The sequence below is a fragment of the Azospirillum sp. OGB3 genome (genome assembly GCF_014192915.1).
GTDB lineage: Bacteria > Pseudomonadota > Alphaproteobacteria > Azospirillales > Azospirillaceae > Azospirillum.
Window position 1 is genome coordinate 29,073 of sequence record NZ_JACHYN010000018.1, and the last position, 20,496, is coordinate 49,568.

The 20,496-nt window shown below is 63.2% G+C and carries 42 protein-coding genes; 23 read left to right on the plus strand and 19 right to left on the minus strand.

The genetic code is table 11. The annotated features are described in order from the left end of the window. Positions 1-219 precede the first annotated feature (219 nt). The 6 genes from FHW79_RS26395 to FHW79_RS26420 all read left to right on the plus strand — a co-directional run bounded on the left by FHW79_RS26395 (position 220) and on the right by FHW79_RS26420 (position 5,748). The gene (locus FHW79_RS26395) at positions 220-1,731 is read left to right on the plus strand and encodes a DNA cytosine methyltransferase (protein WP_183181657.1); all 1,512 of its coding nucleotides are present in this window, start codon (positions 220-222) and stop codon (positions 1,729-1,731) included. 11 nt (positions 1,732-1,742) lie between these two features. Further along, a complete protein-coding gene (locus tag FHW79_RS26400; protein WP_183181658.1) occupies positions 1,743-2,252 on the plus strand; it encodes a hypothetical protein in 510 nt (169 codons plus the stop codon). Between the two features lie 11 nt (positions 2,253-2,263). Continuing rightward, positions 2,264-3,463, plus strand: a complete 1,200-nt coding sequence (locus tag FHW79_RS26405; RefSeq protein ID WP_183181659.1) for a site-specific DNA-methyltransferase — start codon at positions 2,264-2,266, stop codon at positions 3,461-3,463. 230 nt (positions 3,464-3,693) lie between these two features. Continuing rightward, positions 3,694-4,113 carry a DUF4258 domain-containing protein gene (locus FHW79_RS26410; RefSeq protein ID WP_183181660.1) on the plus strand — a complete coding sequence of 140 codons (420 nt, stop codon included), beginning with the start codon at positions 3,694-3,696 and terminating at the stop codon, positions 4,111-4,113. 134 nt (positions 4,114-4,247) lie between these two features. Next, a complete protein-coding gene (locus tag FHW79_RS26415) occupies positions 4,248-4,880 on the plus strand; it encodes an HD domain-containing phosphohydrolase (protein ID WP_183181661.1) in 633 nt (210 codons plus the stop codon). Positions 4,881-4,968: 88 nt separating this feature from the next. Then, positions 4,969-5,748, plus strand: a complete 780-nt coding sequence (locus tag FHW79_RS26420) for a hypothetical protein (RefSeq protein ID WP_183181662.1) — start codon at positions 4,969-4,971, stop codon at positions 5,746-5,748. 379 nt (positions 5,749-6,127) lie between these two features. On the opposite strand, the gene FHW79_RS26425 is transcribed toward FHW79_RS26420, so the two are convergent. The 18 genes from FHW79_RS26425 to FHW79_RS26510 all read right to left on the minus strand — a co-directional run bounded on the left by FHW79_RS26425 (position 6,128) and on the right by FHW79_RS26510 (position 13,585). Further along, a complete protein-coding gene (locus FHW79_RS26425; RefSeq protein ID WP_183181663.1) occupies positions 6,128-6,322 on the minus strand; it encodes a hypothetical protein in 195 nt (64 codons plus the stop codon). A 34-nt stretch (positions 6,323-6,356) separates the two neighbouring features. Next, positions 6,357-6,566 carry a hypothetical protein gene (locus FHW79_RS26430; RefSeq protein WP_183181664.1) on the minus strand — a complete coding sequence of 70 codons (210 nt, stop codon included), beginning with the start codon at positions 6,564-6,566 and terminating at the stop codon, positions 6,357-6,359. Next, positions 6,563-7,087 (minus strand): hypothetical protein, encoded by a 525-nt coding sequence (locus FHW79_RS26435; protein WP_183181665.1) that lies wholly within the window; start codon positions 7,085-7,087, stop codon positions 6,563-6,565. The genes FHW79_RS26430 and FHW79_RS26435 overlap by 4 nt, the downstream gene beginning before the upstream one ends. An 88-nt stretch (positions 7,088-7,175) precedes the next feature. Continuing rightward, positions 7,176-7,811 carry a hypothetical protein gene (locus FHW79_RS26440; RefSeq protein WP_183181666.1) on the minus strand — a complete coding sequence of 212 codons (636 nt, stop codon included), beginning with the start codon at positions 7,809-7,811 and terminating at the stop codon, positions 7,176-7,178. 26 nt (positions 7,812-7,837) lie between these two features. Next, a complete protein-coding gene (locus FHW79_RS26445) occupies positions 7,838-8,092 on the minus strand; it encodes a hypothetical protein (RefSeq protein ID WP_183181667.1) in 255 nt (84 codons plus the stop codon). Between the two features lie 37 nt (positions 8,093-8,129). Beyond that, positions 8,130-9,209, minus strand: coding sequence for a hypothetical protein (locus FHW79_RS26450; protein WP_183181668.1), 1,080 nt, complete (start codon positions 9,207-9,209; stop codon positions 8,130-8,132). 144 nt (positions 9,210-9,353) lie between these two features. After that, entirely contained in the window at positions 9,354-10,073 is a 720-nt protein-coding gene (locus FHW79_RS26455; RefSeq protein ID WP_183181669.1) for a hypothetical protein, read from the minus strand. Between the two features lie 42 nt (positions 10,074-10,115). After that, a complete protein-coding gene (locus tag FHW79_RS26460) occupies positions 10,116-10,376 on the minus strand; it encodes a hypothetical protein (protein WP_183181670.1) in 261 nt (86 codons plus the stop codon). A gap of 52 nt (positions 10,377-10,428) precedes the next feature. Then, a complete protein-coding gene (locus FHW79_RS26465; RefSeq protein WP_183181671.1) occupies positions 10,429-10,668 on the minus strand; it encodes a hypothetical protein in 240 nt (79 codons plus the stop codon). Between the two features lie 23 nt (positions 10,669-10,691). Continuing rightward, positions 10,692-11,009, minus strand: a complete 318-nt coding sequence (locus FHW79_RS26470; protein WP_183181672.1) for a hypothetical protein — start codon at positions 11,007-11,009, stop codon at positions 10,692-10,694. A 40-nt stretch (positions 11,010-11,049) separates the two neighbouring features. Further along, positions 11,050-11,271 (minus strand): hypothetical protein, encoded by a 222-nt coding sequence (locus tag FHW79_RS26475; RefSeq protein ID WP_183181673.1) that lies wholly within the window; start codon positions 11,269-11,271, stop codon positions 11,050-11,052. A 100-nt stretch (positions 11,272-11,371) separates the two neighbouring features. Further along, the gene (locus FHW79_RS26480; RefSeq protein WP_183181674.1) at positions 11,372-11,644 is read right to left on the minus strand and encodes a hypothetical protein; all 273 of its coding nucleotides are present in this window, start codon (positions 11,642-11,644) and stop codon (positions 11,372-11,374) included. 39 nt (positions 11,645-11,683) lie between these two features. Beyond that, the gene (locus FHW79_RS26485; protein ID WP_183181675.1) at positions 11,684-11,965 is read right to left on the minus strand and encodes a hypothetical protein; all 282 of its coding nucleotides are present in this window, start codon (positions 11,963-11,965) and stop codon (positions 11,684-11,686) included. 33 nt (positions 11,966-11,998) lie between these two features. Further along, on the minus strand, positions 11,999-12,493 hold the full coding sequence (locus FHW79_RS26490) for a hypothetical protein (protein ID WP_183181676.1): 495 nt from the start codon (positions 12,491-12,493) through the stop codon (positions 11,999-12,001). A gap of 38 nt (positions 12,494-12,531) precedes the next feature. Then, complete coding sequence (locus FHW79_RS26495; RefSeq protein ID WP_183181677.1) at positions 12,532-12,732, minus strand: hypothetical protein; 201 nt, start codon at positions 12,730-12,732, stop codon at positions 12,532-12,534. A gap of 44 nt (positions 12,733-12,776) precedes the next feature. Then, positions 12,777-13,196 (minus strand): hypothetical protein, encoded by a 420-nt coding sequence (locus FHW79_RS26500; protein ID WP_183181678.1) that lies wholly within the window; start codon positions 13,194-13,196, stop codon positions 12,777-12,779. Positions 13,197-13,236: 40 nt separating this feature from the next. Next, positions 13,237-13,416 (minus strand): hypothetical protein, encoded by a 180-nt coding sequence (locus tag FHW79_RS26505; RefSeq protein ID WP_183181679.1) that lies wholly within the window; start codon positions 13,414-13,416, stop codon positions 13,237-13,239. Between the two features lie 22 nt (positions 13,417-13,438). Then, positions 13,439-13,585 (minus strand): hypothetical protein, encoded by a 147-nt coding sequence (locus tag FHW79_RS26510; RefSeq protein ID WP_183181680.1) that lies wholly within the window; start codon positions 13,583-13,585, stop codon positions 13,439-13,441. A 196-nt stretch (positions 13,586-13,781) separates the two neighbouring features. On the opposite strand from FHW79_RS26510, the gene FHW79_RS26515 reads away from it, so the two are divergent. The 5 genes from FHW79_RS26515 to FHW79_RS26535 are packed head-to-tail and all read left to right on the plus strand — an operon-like array spanning position 13,782 to position 15,767. Continuing rightward, positions 13,782-14,339, plus strand: a complete 558-nt coding sequence (locus FHW79_RS26515; RefSeq protein ID WP_183181681.1) for a hypothetical protein — start codon at positions 13,782-13,784, stop codon at positions 14,337-14,339. A 12-nt stretch (positions 14,340-14,351) separates the two neighbouring features. Then, positions 14,352-14,630, plus strand: a complete 279-nt coding sequence (locus tag FHW79_RS26520) for a hypothetical protein (protein ID WP_183181682.1) — start codon at positions 14,352-14,354, stop codon at positions 14,628-14,630. Between the two features lie 24 nt (positions 14,631-14,654). Further along, entirely contained in the window at positions 14,655-14,930 is a 276-nt protein-coding gene (locus FHW79_RS26525) for a hypothetical protein (protein ID WP_183181683.1), read from the plus strand. A 12-nt stretch (positions 14,931-14,942) separates the two neighbouring features. Further along, a complete protein-coding gene (locus FHW79_RS26530; protein ID WP_183181684.1) occupies positions 14,943-15,362 on the plus strand; it encodes a hypothetical protein in 420 nt (139 codons plus the stop codon). A 21-nt stretch (positions 15,363-15,383) separates the two neighbouring features. Further along, the gene (locus FHW79_RS26535) at positions 15,384-15,767 is read left to right on the plus strand and encodes a hypothetical protein (protein ID WP_183181685.1); all 384 of its coding nucleotides are present in this window, start codon (positions 15,384-15,386) and stop codon (positions 15,765-15,767) included. Here FHW79_RS26535 and FHW79_RS26540 read toward each other — a convergent pair. After that, complete coding sequence (locus FHW79_RS26540; protein ID WP_183181686.1) at positions 15,721-16,002, minus strand: hypothetical protein; 282 nt, start codon at positions 16,000-16,002, stop codon at positions 15,721-15,723. The genes FHW79_RS26535 and FHW79_RS26540 overlap by 47 nt on opposite strands. Positions 16,003-16,019: 17 nt before the next feature. On the opposite strand from FHW79_RS26540, the gene FHW79_RS26545 reads away from it, so the two are divergent. The 12 genes from FHW79_RS26545 to FHW79_RS26600 all read left to right on the plus strand — a co-directional run bounded on the left by FHW79_RS26545 (position 16,020) and on the right by FHW79_RS26600 (position 20,486). Further along, positions 16,020-16,298: a hypothetical protein gene (locus tag FHW79_RS26545; protein WP_183181687.1), complete on the plus strand. Its 279-nt coding sequence runs from the start codon at positions 16,020-16,022 to the stop codon at positions 16,296-16,298. A 27-nt stretch (positions 16,299-16,325) separates the two neighbouring features. Continuing rightward, entirely contained in the window at positions 16,326-16,697 is a 372-nt protein-coding gene (locus tag FHW79_RS26550; protein ID WP_183181688.1) for a hypothetical protein, read from the plus strand. A gap of 16 nt (positions 16,698-16,713) precedes the next feature. Further along, a complete protein-coding gene (locus FHW79_RS26555) occupies positions 16,714-16,965 on the plus strand; it encodes a hypothetical protein (RefSeq protein WP_183181689.1) in 252 nt (83 codons plus the stop codon). Positions 16,966-17,058: 93 nt separating this feature from the next. Continuing rightward, positions 17,059-17,385, plus strand: a complete 327-nt coding sequence (locus FHW79_RS26560; protein WP_183181690.1) for a hypothetical protein — start codon at positions 17,059-17,061, stop codon at positions 17,383-17,385. Positions 17,386-17,415: 30 nt separating this feature from the next. Continuing rightward, a complete protein-coding gene (locus tag FHW79_RS26565) occupies positions 17,416-17,835 on the plus strand; it encodes a hypothetical protein (protein ID WP_183181691.1) in 420 nt (139 codons plus the stop codon). Between the two features lie 62 nt (positions 17,836-17,897). Beyond that, positions 17,898-18,149 (plus strand): hypothetical protein, encoded by a 252-nt coding sequence (locus FHW79_RS26570; RefSeq protein WP_183181692.1) that lies wholly within the window; start codon positions 17,898-17,900, stop codon positions 18,147-18,149. A 51-nt stretch (positions 18,150-18,200) separates the two neighbouring features. Further along, positions 18,201-18,389 (plus strand): hypothetical protein, encoded by a 189-nt coding sequence (locus FHW79_RS26575; RefSeq protein WP_183181693.1) that lies wholly within the window; start codon positions 18,201-18,203, stop codon positions 18,387-18,389. A gap of 5 nt (positions 18,390-18,394) precedes the next feature. Next, on the plus strand, positions 18,395-18,715 hold the full coding sequence (locus FHW79_RS26580) for a hypothetical protein (RefSeq protein ID WP_183181694.1): 321 nt from the start codon (positions 18,395-18,397) through the stop codon (positions 18,713-18,715). Between the two features lie 43 nt (positions 18,716-18,758). Beyond that, a complete protein-coding gene (locus FHW79_RS26585) occupies positions 18,759-19,013 on the plus strand; it encodes a hypothetical protein (protein WP_183181695.1) in 255 nt (84 codons plus the stop codon). 16 nt (positions 19,014-19,029) lie between these two features. Continuing rightward, a complete protein-coding gene (locus FHW79_RS26590) occupies positions 19,030-19,431 on the plus strand; it encodes a hypothetical protein (RefSeq protein ID WP_183181696.1) in 402 nt (133 codons plus the stop codon). A gap of 22 nt (positions 19,432-19,453) precedes the next feature. Beyond that, positions 19,454-19,708 carry a hypothetical protein gene (locus tag FHW79_RS26595; RefSeq protein WP_183181697.1) on the plus strand — a complete coding sequence of 85 codons (255 nt, stop codon included), beginning with the start codon at positions 19,454-19,456 and terminating at the stop codon, positions 19,706-19,708. A gap of 331 nt (positions 19,709-20,039) precedes the next feature. Beyond that, a complete protein-coding gene (locus FHW79_RS26600; protein ID WP_183181698.1) occupies positions 20,040-20,486 on the plus strand; it encodes a hypothetical protein in 447 nt (148 codons plus the stop codon). Positions 20,487-20,496: the final 10 nt, after the last annotated feature.

Here is a 20,496-nt window from a genome sequence, read left to right on the forward strand (position 1 = left end):
GGCTCCTCCAAATCGTCACGTGCGATCTGGTGGCTCAGGCCACCATAGCCAAGATCGTCATGGTGAGGACCCGGTGCCGTCCTGACGAGGGCAGCGCGCCGGTGCCTTTGGCAACACACTCTTCGTCATGCTTCGACATCAAGGAGTACAGCAAGGCAATCCGAAAACATGCGCCCTGTACGATATTAAGTGTTGATGCGCCCTGTACGATATGACAGGATGGGAAGCATCCCCACACTGCATCGGTTCCCCAACATGCACATCGCCCACGCCCGCATAGGCATCACCAAGGGTAAGCCCCGGCTTTGGCTTGAAGGACCGCGCCTGTCGCTCGTCGCCTTTGAACCCGGTTCCCGTTTTCACCTCCGCACCGACGCCGCAGCCCGCAAACTCATCCTCGAACTGCGTCCGGATGGGGAGCGCACGGTCAGCAGCCGCACCCGTCGCTTCGGCGGCGTCATCCGACCCATCATTGACCTTGCCGGGGCCATTCTGGACCGTGTGTTCGGCGGCGCGGAGAAGGTGCGCGTCATCTACCGCGAGCGCGAGATCGAGGTGACACTGCCGCCGCTTGCGGTGGCTCAGGCCGAGCGTGAACAGGATCTGCGCGAGCGCCTGAGCGCTGGCCGCCCGCTGTCCGTCGGGACCCTGTGCATCGGTGCCGGCATCATCGACCATGCCATCCACACCGGTCTGCACGAGGCGGGCATCGCGACCGAAACGGCGCTGGCCGTGGACATCGACCCCGAAGGCCTCGACGTGGCCGTCACCGCCAACCCGGCGACCAGGGGCTGCCGGATGAGCATTGAAGCGAGCCTCGACGAGATCGAGCCCGAGATCATGCCGAAGCTTTCCGTCCTCCTGGCCGGGCTGCCTTGCACAGCGGCGAGTGTCGCCGGACGGGCGCGCAAGCGCCTTACCATGCCGGAAGCGGACGAGCAGGCAGGGCACCTTTGCCACGCATACCTCACGCTTCTGCGCGCATCCGCTGCCGCGGTCACCGCGATCGAGAATGTGCCGCAATACTCCTCCACCGCTTCCGCCGCGATTATCCGCACGCAGCTTAAGCGCCTGGGGTACCGGGTTTTTGAAGTCCCGCTTTTCGGGCTGGATTTTGGAGCCATCGAAGCCCGTCGGCGTTGGACGCTGATCGGCATCAGTGAGGGGCTGGCGCCGGAGGCCTTCGTGGTGCCGGCGGAACCCGGTCCGGCCCGCCGGCTGGGGGACATCCTTGAAGATGTGCCCCCAGGCGACCCGCGCTGGCAGGATCATGCCTATCTGGACCGGCACGCCGAGGCACAGGCCGCCAAGGGGAACAGCTTCAAACGCAACATCGTGACCGTCGACAATGCCACCGTCGGTACGATCGGGCGGTCATACTGGAAACACAGAACCAGCGAACCGTCCATCCGAGCACCTCACGACCCGGCGCTGTCCCGATTGCTCACCCCGGCGGAGCACGCTGCGGTCAAGTCCATCCCCGACGATCTCGCCGCCGCCATCATCGAGGGCCGCTCCGCCACCGCCGCTCACGAACTGCTGGGGCAGGGCGCCGTTTGGAGTTGCTTCCGCGCTCTTGGCCGGGCTCTCGGAAAGGTGCTCGCACCGCTGGCCACGGCCAACTTAGTGCCTCTCACGCCCAGGCTCCAGGCGCCGCGCTCACCGCTTCGCCGCACGGCTCGCCCCACCAAGCCGGCTGCCGACTGCGGCCAGCTTGCGCTCGCTCTGTGAGGGAGAGGATCATGCCGTTTTCTCCGAATTCCATCTCCGACGCCGGCTGGAAGACCGTTGAAGAAGCCCGGGCAAAGCTCGGGCTCCCCGACGCCGACGCGCTCTACAAGCAACTCGAGCGCTCCGTGCACCGCCTTCAGGCGCTGCTTGACGGCGCCGGCGGGCGCCGCTTCACCCTCACCCTTCCATGGCCGGGGGAAAGTCGCTGGTACATCTTCATGGGCTTCTGCGACCCAATGGTGCCCGCAAGCGAGATGGTGTCGGTGACGCTGGACGATTTGCTGGAGCCGCGCACCAAACTCGTCGAGCACCTTGTGGCTCTTGGCGAAGCCATCCTGCAGGCCACTCAGGTCGCTCCGGCTTCTCAGACATCCATCCCGCCGGCCAAAGCCGCATCCGCGCCCCAGAGGGCCTCGCAGCGCGCGCAAGCCAACATCAAGCCGGTGTCGCGTCCGATCGCTGCGGTGGAGCCTTCCGTGGCGTCGATGATGAACACCAGCCAGTTCGCTCTTGCTCTGTGAGGAATCGACCCATGAAAAGCCGCACCACGCAGAGCCAGCTTTTGCTTCCCCTGCTTGAAGTCCTTGAGGATGCCCCCAGAGGCATGACCGCGGCACAGGCCGTGAGCGCTGTCGCCGACCATCTGAACCTGTCCGAGGAGCGCCGCCGGGAAACCATCGAACTGCCCTCCGGCACCTACCGCTCGCTCGACCGGGATATCCGATGGTGCCGTCAGAAGGCCGTCCTCGCCGGGCACGTGGACGGGTCGGTCAGGAACCTCTGGCGTCTCACGCCGAAGGGCAAACGAGACCTTCGCTTCGCCATGCCCGGCATCGTGGTCACGGTCTTCGAAACGGCGAATGGCGCGGCGGTCTGGGCACAGGCCGAAAGCGCGTTCGGCCACATCGAGGATCGATCCCTCAATTTGATCTGTACGAGCCCACCGTATCCGATCCGCACGGTCAAGGACTACCAGACGGTAGACGATGTCGGCTCGTATCTGGATTGGCTGACCGGGCTTGCCCGCGAGTTCCATCGCTGCCTCACACCCGATGGCTCGCTGATCCTGAACCTCGGGGATGCATGGCAACCGGGTAGGCCGACGCTCAGCCTTTATCAGGAGCGCCTCATCCTGAAGCTAGTGGACGATCTCGGCTTCCACGTCGCCCAGCGCTGCCATTGGCATAACCCGGCGGCCCTGCCATCGCCAGCGCAGTGGGTCACGGTCAAGCGGGTCCGGCTGGCGCAGAAGGTGGAAAGCCTCTGGTGGCTGTCCCGGTCGGACTCCCCGAAGGCCAACAACCGACACTGCCTCCAGCCGTACAGCGAAGCCATGCAGAACCGCTTGGCGAAGGGGGGCGAGAAGGGAGCCGCGCGGCCGTCCGGGCACGTCCTGGCTCAAGGCGCCTTCGGGGCCGACAACGGGGGAAGCATCATGTCAAACCTCGTCATCGCCCCCAACACCGCCTCGAACAGCCCCTACCAGCGCTACTGCCGCGACCATGGGCTGCCCGCTCATCCTGCGCGCTTCCCCGACGCGATCGTCGAGCCGTTCATCAAGCTCACCACGGATCCAGGGGACACGGTGTGCGACCCCTTTGCGGGCAGCCTCACGACGGCGGCCGTCGCAGAGCGCCTGCAGCGCCGGTGGATCGCCATCGAGCAGAGCCTGACCTACCTGCGGGGTGGCGCTGGCCGGTTCGAGCCCGATGGGCTCCACGTCGCCGCATGATACGGAGGGAACCATGAAGGCCCGTGGCATTCTCAACGGTCCGCGCTCTCGAGTGTCTGTTTCTGACGCCGGAGCGCAATGTCCCTCCTTCCCATGGCGTCTAACCTGCACCGGCTTTGGCGGGAACTTGAAGCGCCGCTTTGCCAATCCCGTCGCCGCGGTGGAGCGCGCCCGCCGAGTGGCGCGCACCCTGCGTGCCGATGGTGCCTCTGTCCTCGTGGAGATCGCCGATGCTGCCCGCTCGTAACGTCCACTCCCAGACGACCGCAACCAGCTTCGTTCCGCCGCAGCCGCCGCAGCCGTCGGCGCTGGCGCAGGTCCTCCCATTCCGCCGACCGATCCGCTGGTCTGCGCCGCGCCTTGACGATCTTGCCCGCCTCGCCCTCGATCTGGCCCGGGAGGACAAGGTAACCTTCACCGCCCACGCCTTCAGTGACCGCATGTCGGAGCGCGACATCGGTGAAGTCGAGGCTCTGGAGATCATCCTCAGGGGCACTCCCTACAAGTTTGAGGCCGGCGCCGCCGCCGGCGAATGGCGGGTGAACTTCAGCCGCCGGGTCGGTGGCCGCGACGCCGCGGTGGCTGTGAGCCTGGCGCAGGGACGTCTTCAAGCCAAGGTGGTCACAGTCATGTGGCTCGACCGCCGATAGCCCACCCCCTGGTTAGGCCATTCCGCGCCCGATCGCGGTGACGCACCGAAAGACGGTGAAAAGCATTGCCTTTCAGCGGCGCGGCGGCGGAGGCGACGCTGCTAGATTCCCCCCGGAAAACAGACGGGGGCTCCATGCGTTCGGGATCAACACTCCGCAGCGTCGACGTCGCAGAGCGGGCATTTCCGACGGACCTGCGGCAGACGATCGCCGAGGCGGAGGAGCGCTTCGGAAAGGACACCGCGGACGTGGGGGCCTACACCGAGCGCGTCGGCATGCTGGTCGAGGCCTTCGGCGTTCATGCCGGATTGGATCATGCGACGGTCACCCGTTGGGCCCACGCTGCATGTCTGCATGACGTCGGCAAGCTGTGGCTTCCTGCCGATATCCTCCTGAAGACCGGCCCTTTGTCGGAGGGTGAGCGCCAGGTGCTTCAGCACCACACCATGCTGGGCTATCTGCGGCTCCGCCGTGTGAGTGATCTGGCCGCCTCCATGGCGCTGACACACCATGAGAACTTCGACGGCAGCGGTTACCCTCGGCACCTCGCCGGCTCGGACATCCCGCTGGCCGGTCGCCTTGTGCGCCTCCTGGACGTGTACGATGCGCTGCGATCGCAGCGGCCTTACAAGCCCGCTCTGAGCCATGACGAGACCGTCTCAATCATGCTGCAAGGCGATGGGCAGGTGCAGCCCACGATGTTTGACCCGAAGCTGCTGAACATTTTCGTCCATCACCACCGCTCGATCGAGGCCAGCTACGGCTGAGGTGGCGGACCTGACCTGTCCAAAGGCCTGCGAGAAACCTGAACCTTTTAGGCAATTTCCTTGCCCTGTATATTGATGAGGATGTGACATGGAATCGAAAGAGGCGATTTTAGCGGCCTATACGCGGCTCCAGACCCAGTTCGACCTGGGCGATCTCGCGATCATGAGCCAGTCCATCACCTTCGACAAGGTACAGACGCTGTTCACCACCTTGATGGTGCTGTCGGCAGTCTGTGCTTTCCTCAGCGCCAGCTCCGAACCCAACCCGCGCCGCAATTCCTTCAACTTCTTCGGACTGAATGTTTGGCACGCCCTGACGCTCGCCCTGCTGCTGGTCACCGGCTTCGGGCACTATCAGATCTCGTGGGGGCTCATTCTGTTACCTTCGGCCATCTGGTTCGCAGTCGGCTTCGGTTATCTCACGGGCAGCGCGCTCGCAGCCATGTGCGGTCACCGGGAAGAGCACCTCGCCGAGGCCGTGGCCGCCGGCATCAAGATGGCGCATTTCGAAGAGCAGCGCGACCATCTGCCCGAGCTGGAACAGCAACTGGTGAAGGCGCGGGCCACTTGGGCGAAGCACAGCCCCTTGGTCCTCCTGGCTGACCCTGAAAAGCCCACAGGCGTCGAGCGCTTGTACCGTTCCTGGAAGAAGCTGGAGAGCTGGAAGCGGTTGGCCATCGCTCTGATCGCCCTCGGCTTGGCAGCCATGAACGTCATCGACGGCCATGAGGAGTCGGTCATCGTCATGCTCATCGTGGTGGGCGTCCTGGTTGCCGCTACGGTCGCTGGCGGTTCCATTACCCGGAAGGCCGATGCGGTTCGGGCCTTCCGGGCTGCCGGGTCGCAAGCCTCCGCAGCGGCCGGGTAATGATCAATGCCAGCGGGGAACGTCTATCCGCTGAACGCTATGAGGCGGACCATCCATGGTCCGCCTCGGCTCGTCAGCAAAGTATCTGTCACGAACGATATCTTCTCTTTGTCCGTTTGGGACCGAACTAACAGTGATTAGCAAGCTAATTTTTACCGTTCAACCCGCGCTCAGCCGGGAACTTGCTGAGACTGGCCCTTGTTGCTCTGGTTCGCCGTGCCGGCTCTGGCTCCAGCGATCAACCCGCGCTCGGGACGCGCCGGTTCGTCTTCCAAGCCAGCTGCGATGCGCCTCCCGGCCACGGTGGCGGTGAACCAAGGCATGGGCATCGTCATAAACGTTCTCCAGTGTTTCCCAGCAGCGGGCGTTGGTTGGACGATCAGGCGCCCGGCTGGGCGGTGGTGGTCACAGTGGGCCAGCACGCCTTGCAACGCATCCGATCGGTGATGTTGGCTTCGTTGACTTTCTCGGCGAACGTTGCTGCGCCACGAAGGTAGCGGCACGCAGGGTCGCGGTGAAGCTTGGCGGTACCGAGCTGCTGGCGGAGACTAATGGTGTGGTGGACGGTCAGCATGGCGGCTCTCGGGGCGTCGGGGGTATTTCGGAGATCAGGCGATCAGCTCAGCGCTGATGCGGCCGGAGCGGGGTTTGATCTTCGAGTTCGGCAGGTTGATGGCATAGGCGATGGCGTCGGCGGCCGACCGCTCGGACGGAACGCGAACCATCTCGGACCCGCCGTCTCCATCGTTGATCAGCCAGAGGCTGTAGCCTCCCCAGGCGGCTGGGTCGGGTTTCGGGGCGAGCAGATTGAGGCTCATGGGAGCGATCCTTCGGGCGATCTCTTCAACCATGACTTATTCCTAATGTAGTCTCTCTCTAAACTAACAGCCGCAAGATGTTCAGAGATATCATCAGACAATTCCTTGCTAAGTACAGCAAGTTGGCCCAGAACATTATAATCTATTGGCGGCAAATCATTGCCATGAGCCGCTATAACAAACTTGGTTGGAGATCCAGGATCAATCGGCTTTGATGCATCAATTACAAACAGCCCATGGGCAATTTGGTTTCTAACCTGTGTCAATGCTATTGCGCGTCTAAATAAATCATGCAGCTTTGCGTATATATTTTTTAGAACATCATGCTCTGCGCTATTAGAATGTCGTTCATTCAGTCCATTGCATAATTGTTCGAGGCGTTTAGCAAGTGTCTTTTTCGTCCATGTATTCGTCAGCGGACGTTCGAGAACGTCACGCTGGCAAGAGAGCGTCATATGATCAATTTCATTCATCCGCAAAATGAACAGCCCAATTAAATAAGCGGATTTATCTCTATCCATATCGAGGTTACCTCGTTGATCAGTCAGGCGGTTACTGGATTGGTCAGGCGGATTGCCTCGCGGCGGACCAGCATGTGCTTCTGGGGCTTCAGAGGACCCCGTGCTCAACAAGGACGACCGCAATCCTTTCGGCTTGTAGTGCCTTGTGCTCCGCCAGTTCCGCGGCCAGTTCCATGATCAGGCTGAGGTAGTCAGCGAGGATGCTCCTGGCACGCTCAAGCGCTTCCGTCCTAACAGTTTCGTCCCGGAGTAACGGATTGCCGCTGCCGCACCAAGTACACCACTCGACAGCCGCCTCATCGGATACATAGCGGCCCTCAGTTCGGGCTGTTTGTAGATCGGCATCGGTGCTCGGCATCCATGGAACAGATCCTGCGTAGCCGAAATACCGTTCAATCCGTTCGCCGTCGGGGCATGGGGGAAGTCGTCCTTCTCTCACCGCCAGTTCAACAGCTGCAAAGCCGCCAAAAAACGACGCGGCCCCATTAACCCATCCGGATCGGTCTGTAGGTCGGTTACCGCCGGTTGCGTGCGCCTTGCCGAGCCATTCACCGCTTTCAGTTCGATATACCTCGCACCCGGCTGTGGTTTGGTTCAAGACCATTTCGACGATCGTATGCCCGACTTCGTGGACACATACCAGAAGTAGCTGCTGGTCACTGTCCGGGGTGACACCTTCATCGGAAACGGTGGCTGAGTTAGTGATCTGGATACTTGCGGTCATCAGGTTCCCTTTCTATTGGGCCGGGGTTATTGAGAAGCCTTTGCAGATTTCAGCGCCTCGGCGGCCTCCAGGGCAGAACGCCCCGCGGCGGTGGCCTTCCACCCGAACGAACTCTGCTGCGGTTCCTTACCATACTCAATGAAGCCGTCAGCCTTCATGGCCGTGAGCACTTCACCGCGCGCGCCTCCAGGGCGTCCATTGCCGTCCGGAAGGTGGCTTCCGGGCACCCATCCTTCGCTAGTGACGAGCACTTTGAGGATGTTCCGATAGGTTGGCTTCATTGTGCACATTTCCTGGCGACAGGCGTATTCTGGATGGTCAGGCAGATGTGGCCGGGCGCCTCGTGCGCTGCGGATCACGGAACCGGTCATCGTTGAATGCAGCGCCGATCAACTCGAAGAGCGCCGGAAACACTTCCTGGTGCACCAATACATGATCCACCTTCTCAACAAATGCATCCGGGTCGAGCGGCCAATCTGCGATCTCCAGTATGTTCCGATTTGCATCAAGAAGCGCTTGGAGGGCTACCCGGTCCCAAACGTATAGAGCCCCACTGGCAATGTGAGAGGCAGGGGGGGCATCAACAACACGCCAAGCCAAACCGCGAACCTCGGCTTCGGCGATGGCATCCGCAAGCGGCATGCCGCAGGTCTTGGTAATGGTCTGGATCGGCAGGTAGCCTATTGGTTTGGCAGACCCAACATCGCGAAGGCTACGCATAAGCTGATCAGGAGTTTTGGGTGAAGGATTGTCAGCCCAATCTTCATCCGATTCCATATCGAAGCCGAGAAAGCCGTCACGCTCGGTGTTAGCCTCCACCAGCCGGCCAATGGTGTGGGATGACAGCACGTCCGGAATATCGAGCGGCTTCACGTCCGGATAGCTGCCCCAGATCCCATCACCGATCTGCCGGGCGAAGCCAAGTCCTTCTCTGCTGGCGAGGTCGACCAGAAGACGAATGCCAGCCAGAGCATGTTCATCGACCCGTTCGGCAAGCACGTCGCGGGCAATGTTGAAGCGGACCGTTCGCGGTGTGAAGCCGAGAAGCTCCAGGATGGCATCGCAGCCGACAACACCGTCCTGACGGCTCAAGCACATAGAAGGGGCAACGCCGAGTTCGACGGCCGTCACCTGGATGTTCAATCCAGGTACAGACGGCAGACGGGCGTTATGGCCAGCCGCGATGTCTGCCGGAGTGATGCCGCCAACTTCAAGCTTGCCGAGAAGACTGTGAACCCAGACACCATAGGCCACGTTAACGGTTCGTTCGATGCGATCTGCGAAATGGCGCGCGAACGCAGACTCCGTTTCGTGGCCGAAGTCGGCGAGGATCGCCAGCCCTGTTCCAGAGGGAAACCAAGGAGCAAGGCCATTCCTGATTTTAAACTCGGTGTCCATTTAGTATTGATCCCTCGTGACGAAGATAGGGTAATGGCTGACGTCGGGTTATACCCTGGCCGTGGCTGGGTTTCGCGTGCCGCGTGCTGAGGCAGCATGCACTTCCCGCAAGCTGCTGGCCGGGGTATTTCAGACGGTTCGAGTTCAGTTCGCCTGGAAGGGCAGAATCCGATCTCGCCGTGTCTCCGGATCGTAGCGAAGGAGGCATATCTGCTCGGCCTTGGGGTTTCGGAGTTCCGTCAGCAGGGCGCGGGCAATGTGCGAAGCATTGTCGCCAGCTTTGGCCACGGCGATCGCGAGAAGGCGCGCTGCGCGCGCAAGTTGGCGATGCTGTAGCATCGCCCAGGCACGCTTAGCGACAGCCGACTCCGGGGCAATTGCGCTCAGGGAGATCCACGCCAGCAGCAGATTGCCCCGGCGCATCTGCGGGTCTTCGAAGGCGTCGAAACGGGTGAGGTCGGCGTCGTGTATGTCCAGCCAATACGGCGCCGCATCGCCGGGATAGGCCGCAATCTCGGCGGGCACTACGCGCAGATGGTCGATGAGGTTGTGCAGCAGGTCGATGTTGTGGGCGATATCCTCGGGTTGGCCCGGCTTCGCCGAAATCTGTGGCAGGCACAGCACATAGCGACGGTGCAGATGGTACAGTTCGTGAAAGACGGCATGCGGCTTAGCGTCCTCCGCAATCTCCAACTCGACCTCGGCGTCGCGGTACCGGCAGCGCGCAGGAACAGGCCGGTTGTCCAGCAGCATCGCCCGCGCCGGAACGGTCTTTACCTTGAAAGACAGATCGCGCGAAGCAAGCTCGGCCTGGAGGGGCCCGATAATCGGATCAGCGGTCAGACGCGCATTGTTCCACAGCATGCCTTGATTCTCTTCGGTTCTGTTCAGGCGGGGCTTTCTGGATCAGGCGGCGACAGCGTCGAGTTTTGCGACCTCGGCTCGTCCGGCGTCGGTGATGGTGGCGTAGCCTTCTCCCGTTCGCATGCCCATGCACATAGCTGCGCTGAGCCTCACGAGCCCCATGGCCTCGTACTCGACCATCCGCTCAAGAGCGACAGGCATGAACTCACTGCCTCCGCCCCGCTTCACCAGGGCGGCGAGTAGCTTTCGGTCGCGGTTGTCGAGGGGCTGGCCGACTTGGTCTTGTATGCTCGACTTCTTCACGGCGGTTCTCCTGGGAAGCGGTCGTTGATGATCCTGGCGTATTTGGGATTGGTCAGGCGCCGGCCGGCGACGGCGGCGCAGAAGCTGCCTGGCGGATGGTCACGTCGTACCACGCGTAGGCGTCCGGCGACTGGTCCAGTTTCATCCCCTTCGCGCCCAAGCCGCAGGCGGGGCAGGTGGTAGCCAGCATCGTTTCGGCCATCACCATGGCGTCGATCGGGAAGCTCTCCAGCGGAACGGGGACGTGCCGGTGTCCGCAGATGCACAGGGCGATGAACGGGTATTCGGCCATAGGGTCGCTCCTTCGGGCGTTTTTCAGAGATTATGAGGGCTGCCGTTTTCAAGGCGGTCGAGACGGGCGTGAGCCTGATCCATCTCATACTGAGACGGCCAGCCCAGCAGCTTACGCATGTCGTGCGCCAGTGCATTTCGACCGGCCTGCTTGCCCGAAGAGTAGCCGCTTTCCTTCGCTTCCTTCGCCAGGGTGATCACCGCGGCGATCTGATCGTTCGTCGCCATCCACGGCAGGCGGAATAGCTCACCATCCCAGTCATCATGGTGGACGATAGTGGTGTTGCCTTCGGTCGTGACGGGGTGGTTGGCAACGATACGGTCGGTGTTGGTGTCGGACATGGCGGCCCTCCGTGGCCGGGAAAGTGGGGCGGGTAGACGATCAGTCCGCCGGCCAAGTGGTGGCGTTCATCAGGTCACGCGCGGCGGTCAACTCAGCGATGACCGCGGACAGCGCGTGACGCTGCCGCGACGGATCGGCGTAGACGCCGCGGCCGTCGATGATCCGGCCGTTGAAGTCCTGCTCAAGGCGCTCGATGGCGCGCCCCATGCGCTCCTGCACCTTCTCGGTTGCGGCGGCGGCCTTGCTGGTGGTGACAGACATGGGCGGGCTCCATTCGGTGATGGCGGGGGTGGATGGACGGACGGGAACCGTCCCCTCATGCCGCCGTCCGGATCGGGCCGGGCGGCGGGTGAGGGGGCGATCAAGCGGAACGGTAGCGGCGAGCTGGGACGGGCTCGACCTCATCCGGATTGACGATCAGCACCCGGCCACCCTCGAAATCCACAATCAGCACGCCCTGCGAGCCATCGCTAGCTACGCCGCAAGAGTCGAAATCAGCAATGTCGCCGATGGTGCCGCGGGGCACGCTGTCGTCTTGCCGCGATGCCGGGCAGTCCTCAATCCGCCGCAGCGCGCGCACCTGGGTGTGCGGGGGCGTGTCCAGCCAGTCGGCGAAGGTCATCTTGCGGGCCATGGCGGCGATCCTTGGTGTATCGGGCGTTTTCAGGATGGGTCAGGCGCGCGGCGCGGTGGTGGCGGCCGGCGCCACGGGGCTTTTCATTCGACGGAGCATGACCTGGCGGAAGATGCCCCAGGTGAAGCCCGCGCCGACGACATCGCCGCGGAGCGCAGCCAGATCGGCGGAGACATCGGCACCGGCGCGGCGTTGGCGTTCCGCCTCGGTGAAACGGGAGGCGAAATCCCTCAATCTCTCGTTGGCGCGGAAGCCGCGGCCCTCGTCTAGCGCCTCGCTGTATAGGCGGGCGATCCACTGCCGATTGCTTTCGCGCGTCATGCCTTGGCCCTCCTTGGCCGGCGTATTTCAGATTCAGGCGACCATCCAGCAGGGCTGGGCCGGCTGGTCGAAGCGGCGGCGCCTCTCGGCGCGCAGCAGTTCCACCACCGCGATGTCCGGATGCGTCTGGATCAATCGCTCCAGCGCCGGCAGCGGCATGACGGCCGGATCGAAGCGTGGGCCGGCGGGACGGTGGAGAAAGGCGACGCCGGAGCGCACGCGGTGCGCCTGGTTGCGGCACTCGACCAACCGCTCGCCGATCTCCGCGCGCGTCATGCAGCGAAACGGCCCATCGCTGAGGCCGCCGTCATCGCGCAGCGACCGGCCGAAGATCCGCGCCGCTGCGTCGAGAGCCGCTGCGTCGGTGCAGGCCCGGATGTCGGAGATACGGAGCGACCAGACCAGCTTGGCGCGGCGCTCGTGCTCGGTCTTCCGGTGGCGGCTCTGGCCGCACACCGCCAGCACCAGTGCCGCCCATTCGGCAACGGTGCTCCACGATAGGGCGGTGCCGGGAACCTTGTACCGCATGGCGTTCATCCTCGCTGATCGGTCGAGCGGCTTCTGGATCAGGCGGCGCCGTGGTTGCAGGACAAGCTGCCGCACACGGGGCAGAACGGCCCCGCGTCATCCGCGTCCTGCACGGGCGCCAGGACGATGTGCGTGGTGGCGTTCGAGACGATCGCGTCGACCGTTCCCGTGCCGGTCTTGACCAGATCGGTCATGTCGGAGGTCGCGGCGATCAGGGGGGATTTCGTGTGCTGGGCCATGGAGGAAGTCTTTCGCAGTTATGGGTTTCGGGGGTATTTCAGAGTCAGGCGCCGTGCTGGCGGCACAGCGTTTCGGTGTCGTCGGCCCACCAACATCCGGACGGGCAAGCACGGTCCATGGTGCAGCCGCAGATGCGGCAGCGCCCGCGCGCCGGCACGGCGCTCGTGTCAGCCGGGGCGGCATCCAGGTGCAGGATCGTCTGTCCCAGCTCCAGGGCGCGACGGTAAACCCGGTCCACGTCGGGGCACGCCGGGAAGCGGATCACCGGCTGCTGGGCGACGAGCGCCACGGCGGCCGTTACCATGCCGCTCCCGGTGGCGATCATCAGCGTGTCGCCGAGCGGGCGCGGCAGGGGCGCCAAGTATCGGCCGACGACGCGGGCGGTCTGCCAGGTCGGACCGACCAGCACCAGCGTCTGCACGGCGCCGATGACGCTGGGCCGGACGGGTTGGAGGGTGAGCATCGTGACGGGCCTCGTGCAGGTAGGCGGCGTATTTCAGAGATCAGGCGGCGGTGTGCGGCGCGCCGGTGTCCGGGTCGTACCCGAGCGTCCAGACCGTCCCGCGGGCCTCCATCACCACCTCCTCCAGACGGGAGAGGTTGATCCCGCCCGTCTCATCTTCCTTCACGGCACCGAAGATGTTCACCAGTGCGCTGAGCAGGGCTTGTTCGCGGTCGGACATGATGGGCTCCAGGGTGGCGGGGTCAGATGGACAGGGCCGCGGCGATATTGGCAAAGAGGGTGTCGTCGGCAACCTGATCGCGGTAGACGGTGGCCAGCCGGCGTTGAAGGTCCCGGCGTCCGATATCCCAGAGCCGCGCACTGAGGGTCACGAACTCCAGGTGCTTCATCGTCTGTCTCCTGGCGTGGCGCATCGCGCCGTGTTCATTCTTGTATCGTGCATCAACCTGTGCAACAATACAACCGCAATCTGAATGATGTACGATAAAAATGGAAGCGGCGCGGGGCCAGGACAGGGGGTATATCCGGCAGGGGCGTGGCCTGCCGAGCGTGGCGGATCAAGTCGCAGCCCTTAAGGATGCCGGCGTGGTTGAGCGCTGCGTCTACACCGATCGGATGCCGGCGGTGGGCCAGCAGGTCGCGCGCCGAAAGCCATCCGACCTCACCAAGCGCGAGGCGGTCCTTGCCGACCTGCGGCGCGGGGCCCGGCTAGTGGTGGCCACCCTGAGTGTCATTGGCCTGTCCGAGCAGGACATCGGCGCCGTCGTCTGGCAGGTGCTTGCCGCCGGGTGCTCGATCTATGCCGCAGATCGTGACTTCACAATTGATGCGGAGACCGGTCGCGAAATCGTGAAGGCGGAGGTCGCGGCGGCGGCAAAGGCGCTGATGCGATTGCGGCCGGAGGACGCGCGGCGGGCACTCGCCAAGTTGGTGGACGAGGGAGCCGTCAAGGTTGGCCGGCGGCCGGCGGTGGACGCGCTCACGCCGGAGATGCGGGAAGCGGCGCGCCAAGACTGGCTGAACAACCGGGCGCTCTCCCGCGAACAGGTTGCCGAGAAATACGGCGTGTCAGCGGGGGCGCTGAAAAACGCATTTGGGAACCGCCTCATGCCGCGCAGACGGCGTGAGCGGTCCACAAAATAGGAGGGCCTGACAATGGCCGAGCACAAGTACGGTACTCCGGACCAGGAAACGGAAGAGGCGGTCGCCAAGCTGCCCCTGCCGGTGCGCATCTCCTATGAGTTCGGTTCGTGGTGCACAGCAACGCGCCTTGGGCACTGGTTGAGCATGGGCTTGACCGCGACCATGCTCGTTCATGGGATTTGGCTCGCAAGCGCGGGGATCGCGTTCGGGTGGTTCGCAATCGGCGGGGCTCTGATCCTCGGAACCGCCCTGACTGCGGGAACTATCACCGACGCCATCCGGCGCCGATAACGCACTCTGGAATAGGAGGGCATCATGCCGCGCTCGGCTGCTGAAAAAATCCGGGTCGAGATCCTGGCGTACGTTGAGAAGGTGAACAGGGCTCCTGATGGCCTGCATGACACCTCTTGGGCGTACCGCCTTATGCGGGCAGTGCCAAGATTTGGACCGTCGGCGCTGGAACGCGCCTTGGTCGATCTTCTTGAGATTGTGATCGAACAGGGGCGTGTCGTTGGCGGTTCAGGTCCGATCAATATTCCTGATGAGCTTTTGGCGCGTATACGCAACGCCGAGACGAAGAGTGCAAAATAGGAGGGGGCATCAGTGCCTGAGCGCAAGTTTGAGTACGGCTCGGCGGAGCTTTGGGCTTTTGTCGAGGGGCTTGGCCAGCGGCCGAGCCGCCTGGGCGGTACGGAGAAGTCGCGGATCGCTAAGGTCGAGGCGGGTGGGCGAATCGTGTCCCGCTGGCCGGTCGAGGAATACGTTGACGGAGGCATCGCCGGAGTGCGCCCAAAGGGGCTGCGCCCGGATGCAGTGCTGCTCGAAAAGCTGTCCTCTGCACTCCGAACGGGCCGGGCCACTCGGGGAGAGGTGCATCACGTTCTGGGAAGTATGTTCGGCGAGGACGTGAGGCACGCCTGGGACGGCATCGTTGACGTCTTCGAGGCCGTCTACGCCGGCGGCGATCTTCCGCCTATGCGACCAGAAGTTCGCGTGACCAAGCGTCCGACGGCGAAACGCTGATCCTAGCAACGGACCCTGCACATGCTTGACCGAAAGCCCCTGTTCGTTCCGCTGGCCACCAGCCCGTACCGATGGTTTGAGAGCGGCACGAAGACCTGGGAGTTGCGGCGCGTCGGCGGCCAGTTCCAGCCGAAGCACCTTCCGGCAGGTCGGGCAGCCACGCTCTCGCGGGGCTATTCGACGCCGGACCGGATGCGGGCGACGGTCGGGCGCCATGTCGTCGGCGATCACATCCTCGATGTACTTCAGGCTGCCGGATGGAAGTCGGTGATCCCGAACGCCACTGGGCCGGAGGAGGCCATCCACCTCGCGCGCCAGATCCTGGGCGACAAACCGGGGCCGTTCATCGGCATAGAGTTCAAAGTCTCAACCTGTCGAGGATCAGCCGATGACCTGTCCGCATGAAGACATTCGGCATTGCCCACTGTACCGCGCTTCCCACGAGCCGGGCGCTGCCGGATGCGACGATGGCCAGCTCGCCGGCGGCGGGTGCGCGGTGGACCGCGGCATGTCCTATGCCGGGCAGGTCGCTGCGCTGCGCATCACGCACCCGCGGGTCGTAGCCGACGCTGAATGGGCCGCCGATCGGGCGCGGATCGTTGACCAGGCTGCGCGCAACCGGCGCGCGGCGGGAATCCATTAAGGGAGGGCCTGACAATGGCCGAGCACAAGTACGGTACTCCGGACCAGGAAACGGAAGAGGCGGTCGCTAAACTGCCCCTGCTGGTGCGCATCTCCTATGAGTTCGGTTCGTGGTGCACAGCAACGCGCCTTGGGCACTGGTTGAGCATGGGCTTGACCGCGACCATGCTCGTTCATGGGATTTGGCTCGCAAGCGCGGGGATGGCGTTCGGGTGGTTCGCAATCGGCGGGGCTCTGATCCTCGGAACCGCCCTGACTGCGGGAACTATCACCGACGCCATCCGGCGCCGATAACGCACTCTGGAAAAGGAGGGATGCACATTGACTGTGAACAAGAAGCCTGATCCCCTTGGCGGCGGTTATTGGCATTCGCTCACCGACGGGCAGCTACGCTTCCTTGGGGCATTGCCGGTTGATTATCGACCTCTCCGCGCTGTGCTCGATCAGGTGGAGGCCAACGCCGCCAAGATCGGTGGTCAGGTGAATTGGGAGAAGCTCGCGATCATCGAAGCGCTGGAGGTGGACTTCACACGCCGCGACGACGTCTATGTTCGGCGCGGTCGGCAGTGGCAGTCCCTCTGGGATCGCTATGGGCTCAGTGTCACCAACAGCGAGACCTTCATCAATGACCTAGCCGCCGAGCTTGGCCCCCTCCTCGCAGAGGTTGGTCGAAGTCATCCCACGTCCAAATAGGGAGGACCTGAATCCGATGGGCAAATCTGTGCGTCTGCGGCGCATGCAGGCGATTGGAAGGACACTCCGTGTCGTCGTTCAGCTCGGCGTTGTTGCCAGCGTGGTCTTGATGTGTCTGGCTGTCTATCAGGCGGCGACCCTGCATCCAGCCAATTCCGTTACTGGCGGTCAGTTCTTTGACCTGATGACGACGGCGGTGGTCTGGGGCGCGTTCGCCGCGGTCCTGGTCGTTGTCGACTACTGGCTCGGGCGGCCGTTTCGCGATTGAACGACCGCCGGACGTAAAGCGCCCAGCTTTGCGTTTAGACGGCCCGCATTTTCACCGCCGTCCAGGTAAGGTCGATCAGAGGAGGCGAAAACCATGGGTGATCTTGATCCTCGCGGAGATGATAAACTCCGCGCAGAGTTGATGGCGGATGTGGCGGACAAGCGCGGCAGTTGGGCGGTCCGGTCCGGCGGATATCTGCTGGTCATCATGATCGCCGTCTTCGCCGGCCGCCACCTGCTCGCGCCGTTGGTCCCAGCCACCTGGGCGGCCCCCATGTGGGCGCTGGTGCTGGTTGTGCTCAGCGCGCTCGCCATGACCATCTTCTGCGCCGTCAAACGGCAACCGATTTTGGGCATTGCAACCCTAGCCGCGGCTTTGTTCATCGCCCCGGCGATGGCCGATATGGCCGCACGCTGGTAACGAGCTGGCAATCTGAAAAGGGAGCAGTAAATGCCCGACATCCTGCAACTTCAAGAGTACGTAGCAGCCTTTCGCGCGCGCCTTGATGCCGGCCGCGACCAGCTCCCCCAGGATGCGTGTTCGAATTTTCCCACCGGGTGCTGCGGGACTGTGAGCGAGGTTCTGGCAGAAGCTTTGCGCCGGGATCTCGGAGTGGCAGCAGCCTATGTCTGCGGCCGCCGGTACGACGACAATGGTACATCGACCCATGCATGGATCGAGGCGGGTGACATCATAATCGACGTCACTGCGGACCAGTTTGGCCAGCCGGCGGTGATCGTTACGCGAGATCGCAGCTGGCATGATACTTGGCCCAACCAAGAGCACCGCGCGTATATCGATCCGAACACCGATCCGGCATGGTGGGCTCGGTATGGTACTCGCGTCCTTACGGTTGGAACGGGCAAGTGAATAGACGGGTAAGTCTAATTAGAGAGCCTACCCGTGGATCGAACTGAGGAAGGAGAATGAACGTGAAGGATCATACCGAACAGAACAACCCGTCTGGCAAGGCCTCTCGTAACATCGTGGGGAACCTGCTGCTGGTCGCCACGAGCCTGTCTGGGGCATGCATCATGGCGAATCCGGTCCTGTCGTCCACCGCCGTCAGCACCTGGGAATGGGTGGTCTTCGGCCTTCTGCTCGCCGCCTTCGGCTTCTGGCGCTTCTTCGTCCTGTGGCCCACGGATGAGGATCTCGCCGCTCTCGAACGCAACGCCGATTGACGCGCGGGCCGGTGTCCGCAAACCAAGCCGTCTGAAAAGGGAGCGCCAACCATGAAGGAACAGGGATACTACTGGGTCCGCCCGCGGCTTGTCGGCGGAGAACTCGGCGATTGGGATCTGATGTGGTGTGACGGCGCCGGGCTCTGGACGGAGTTTGAAGGGGGCGACCCCATCAAGGAATCCGACCTCCCCAACTACTTCCCGGTGATCGGCCCACGCGCCGAACCGCCATCTATCTGAGGAGCATGAACGAGACCATGAGTGAAGTTGCTCCATATATCGCAAGCGCGGCTTTGCTACTCGCTGTTCTGGGAGCCAGCTCCCACTGCATGAACTGGAGCCGCCGGCGATGGCCCAACGCTCGGGTCTGGCGTCTGTCGGCTCCTCCAAAAGGCACCACGGCTTGGCGTTTTGGCCGCTGGAACTGGCACGTTGGTATGCTCGGCGGCGCGATCGCTATCTTGACCCTACCGGCATGGGACACCGTGCCCGCACTCCGGTCATTCGCGGTCATTCCGGGAATTTGCCTGCTGATCGACTATGCCTTTGTTCGTCGCCGCAAATAAGTCCACGTGTACTGACCTGTCCAAGAATGGAGGATCATTTCCCATGGACGACCTGCCTGATCCCGTCAAGGATATCGCTGAAGAAGTCGGCGGAAGTCCGGGCAGTCACCGATGGGAACTCATTACTGCTATTTTCGGCTGGGGAGCCGTATTTTGCCTGCTAGGACTGCTGGTAGCTAACATGCTGGGCTTTGATAAAATCACCACCTACGCTACGGCTGGCTTTAGCACTCTGCTTGGCATCGCGTTCAAGCGTGACATCAAGAAGTTGCTCACCAGAAGCCGACCGGCAAAATAAGAAGGGAAGTTCAATAATGGCGTCCTTGATCACCAATCAGTCGAAGGCAAGCATCTCGGAGTGGCTGTTCGGCGCTCCCATGGGCTCCATCGTCACGATGGGCATCGTCTCCGTGCCCCTGGGCATCGTTGCCCTGCTGCCGCAAGGACCTTGGACGCTGGACGACAGTGACAAGCTCTTTCTCTTCTATGGCACCATGTGCACCCTGGTCGGCTTGGTCGGCGACATCATGGCCTACCTACACGCGCACCACGCCGAACGTAGAGGGCACTGGTCCTCGCGCATCGAGGAGATGCGCATCGCCTTCCGTTTCCTGCTGGCCGGCCCGCTCGTTGTGATCGCGGCGAAGTTCTTCGGATCGTACGTCGACGCCGCGATCTATGCTGTGCCCGCGGCCCTCGGCATCGTCGGCAACTGATCCGAAAAGGGGAGCGCCCTGCATGTCCTTTAGCGCCATGGCCGTGAACATGATCGGCCTGTTTCGGGAGCGGCATCCAGAGCCAAAGCCCGGCACGACAGAAGCTGGAACGATCTCAGGCCATCGGGCGTCGGTCACCGAACTGGAGCCTCAGCCTGGGGAAACGCGCCGATTTTGCGTGAAACTGACCGATGGACGCTTCAGCACTGACGAGCAGGTTTGGGCAATCCGTGGAACCAAGATCGGCACCGTCGATCCATCACAGCCGTCTGAATAAGGAGCCAAAACGAAAGAATGCCGGCACATCGACGCATAGCGGCGGGGCTCATCATGGCCATCCTCGGGGCACACGCCGTGTGGACGGTCGGGGGCCTGCTCTGGGGCAGCGACGCAGTGGCCACCGGCGAATTGAACCCCAAGCTGGTGGCGGTCCCCTTCATGCCGGCTTCCTGTGACCGCTGGGCCGACAGCTTCGTTTTGGTGAAACTCCGGTCCGACGGGACGGCCCTCTTCCGCTGCGGGCCGGGCTTCGGATATGTCCGGGCTTGGCCTTTTACCGATACCTGGGCCGGTCCCTGGCCATTCGACCACGTAAGGAGCCTTGCGCGATGACCTCAGTAGCTGTGGATTTCTTCTCCAACCTCTTCCACCAGATGCTGCCGGTGGCCTTGCTTTGTGGTGCGCTTGGCATGGCCCTACTCGCCGTCCTGCGAAACGCACCGCGGCATGGCATGACGTCCCGCCCGGCGCCGACAACGCTGGCCGCCACACCCGCCCGCGAGCCGATAGCGGTGGAACGAAACGGCCGCACCGTGCTGGTGTGGCCGCATCCGATCCATGGAGTGGGCACCCGGCCGGCGTCGTTCACCGCGGGAGACGACAACCGGCGTGTCGAGGTCGCTCCCCCGCCCACAGCGCATAGTGGCTCCGATGGGTTTCTGCCATTCGCCACCGGCCTGATCCTGGGAAGCTCGGGCGGCACCGCCTCCACGTCAACGTCGCACTCCGGCGAAGCCTGCCCAGCCCAGGCGCCAGACAACGCGGCCAACACCTGACTTTCTGGAA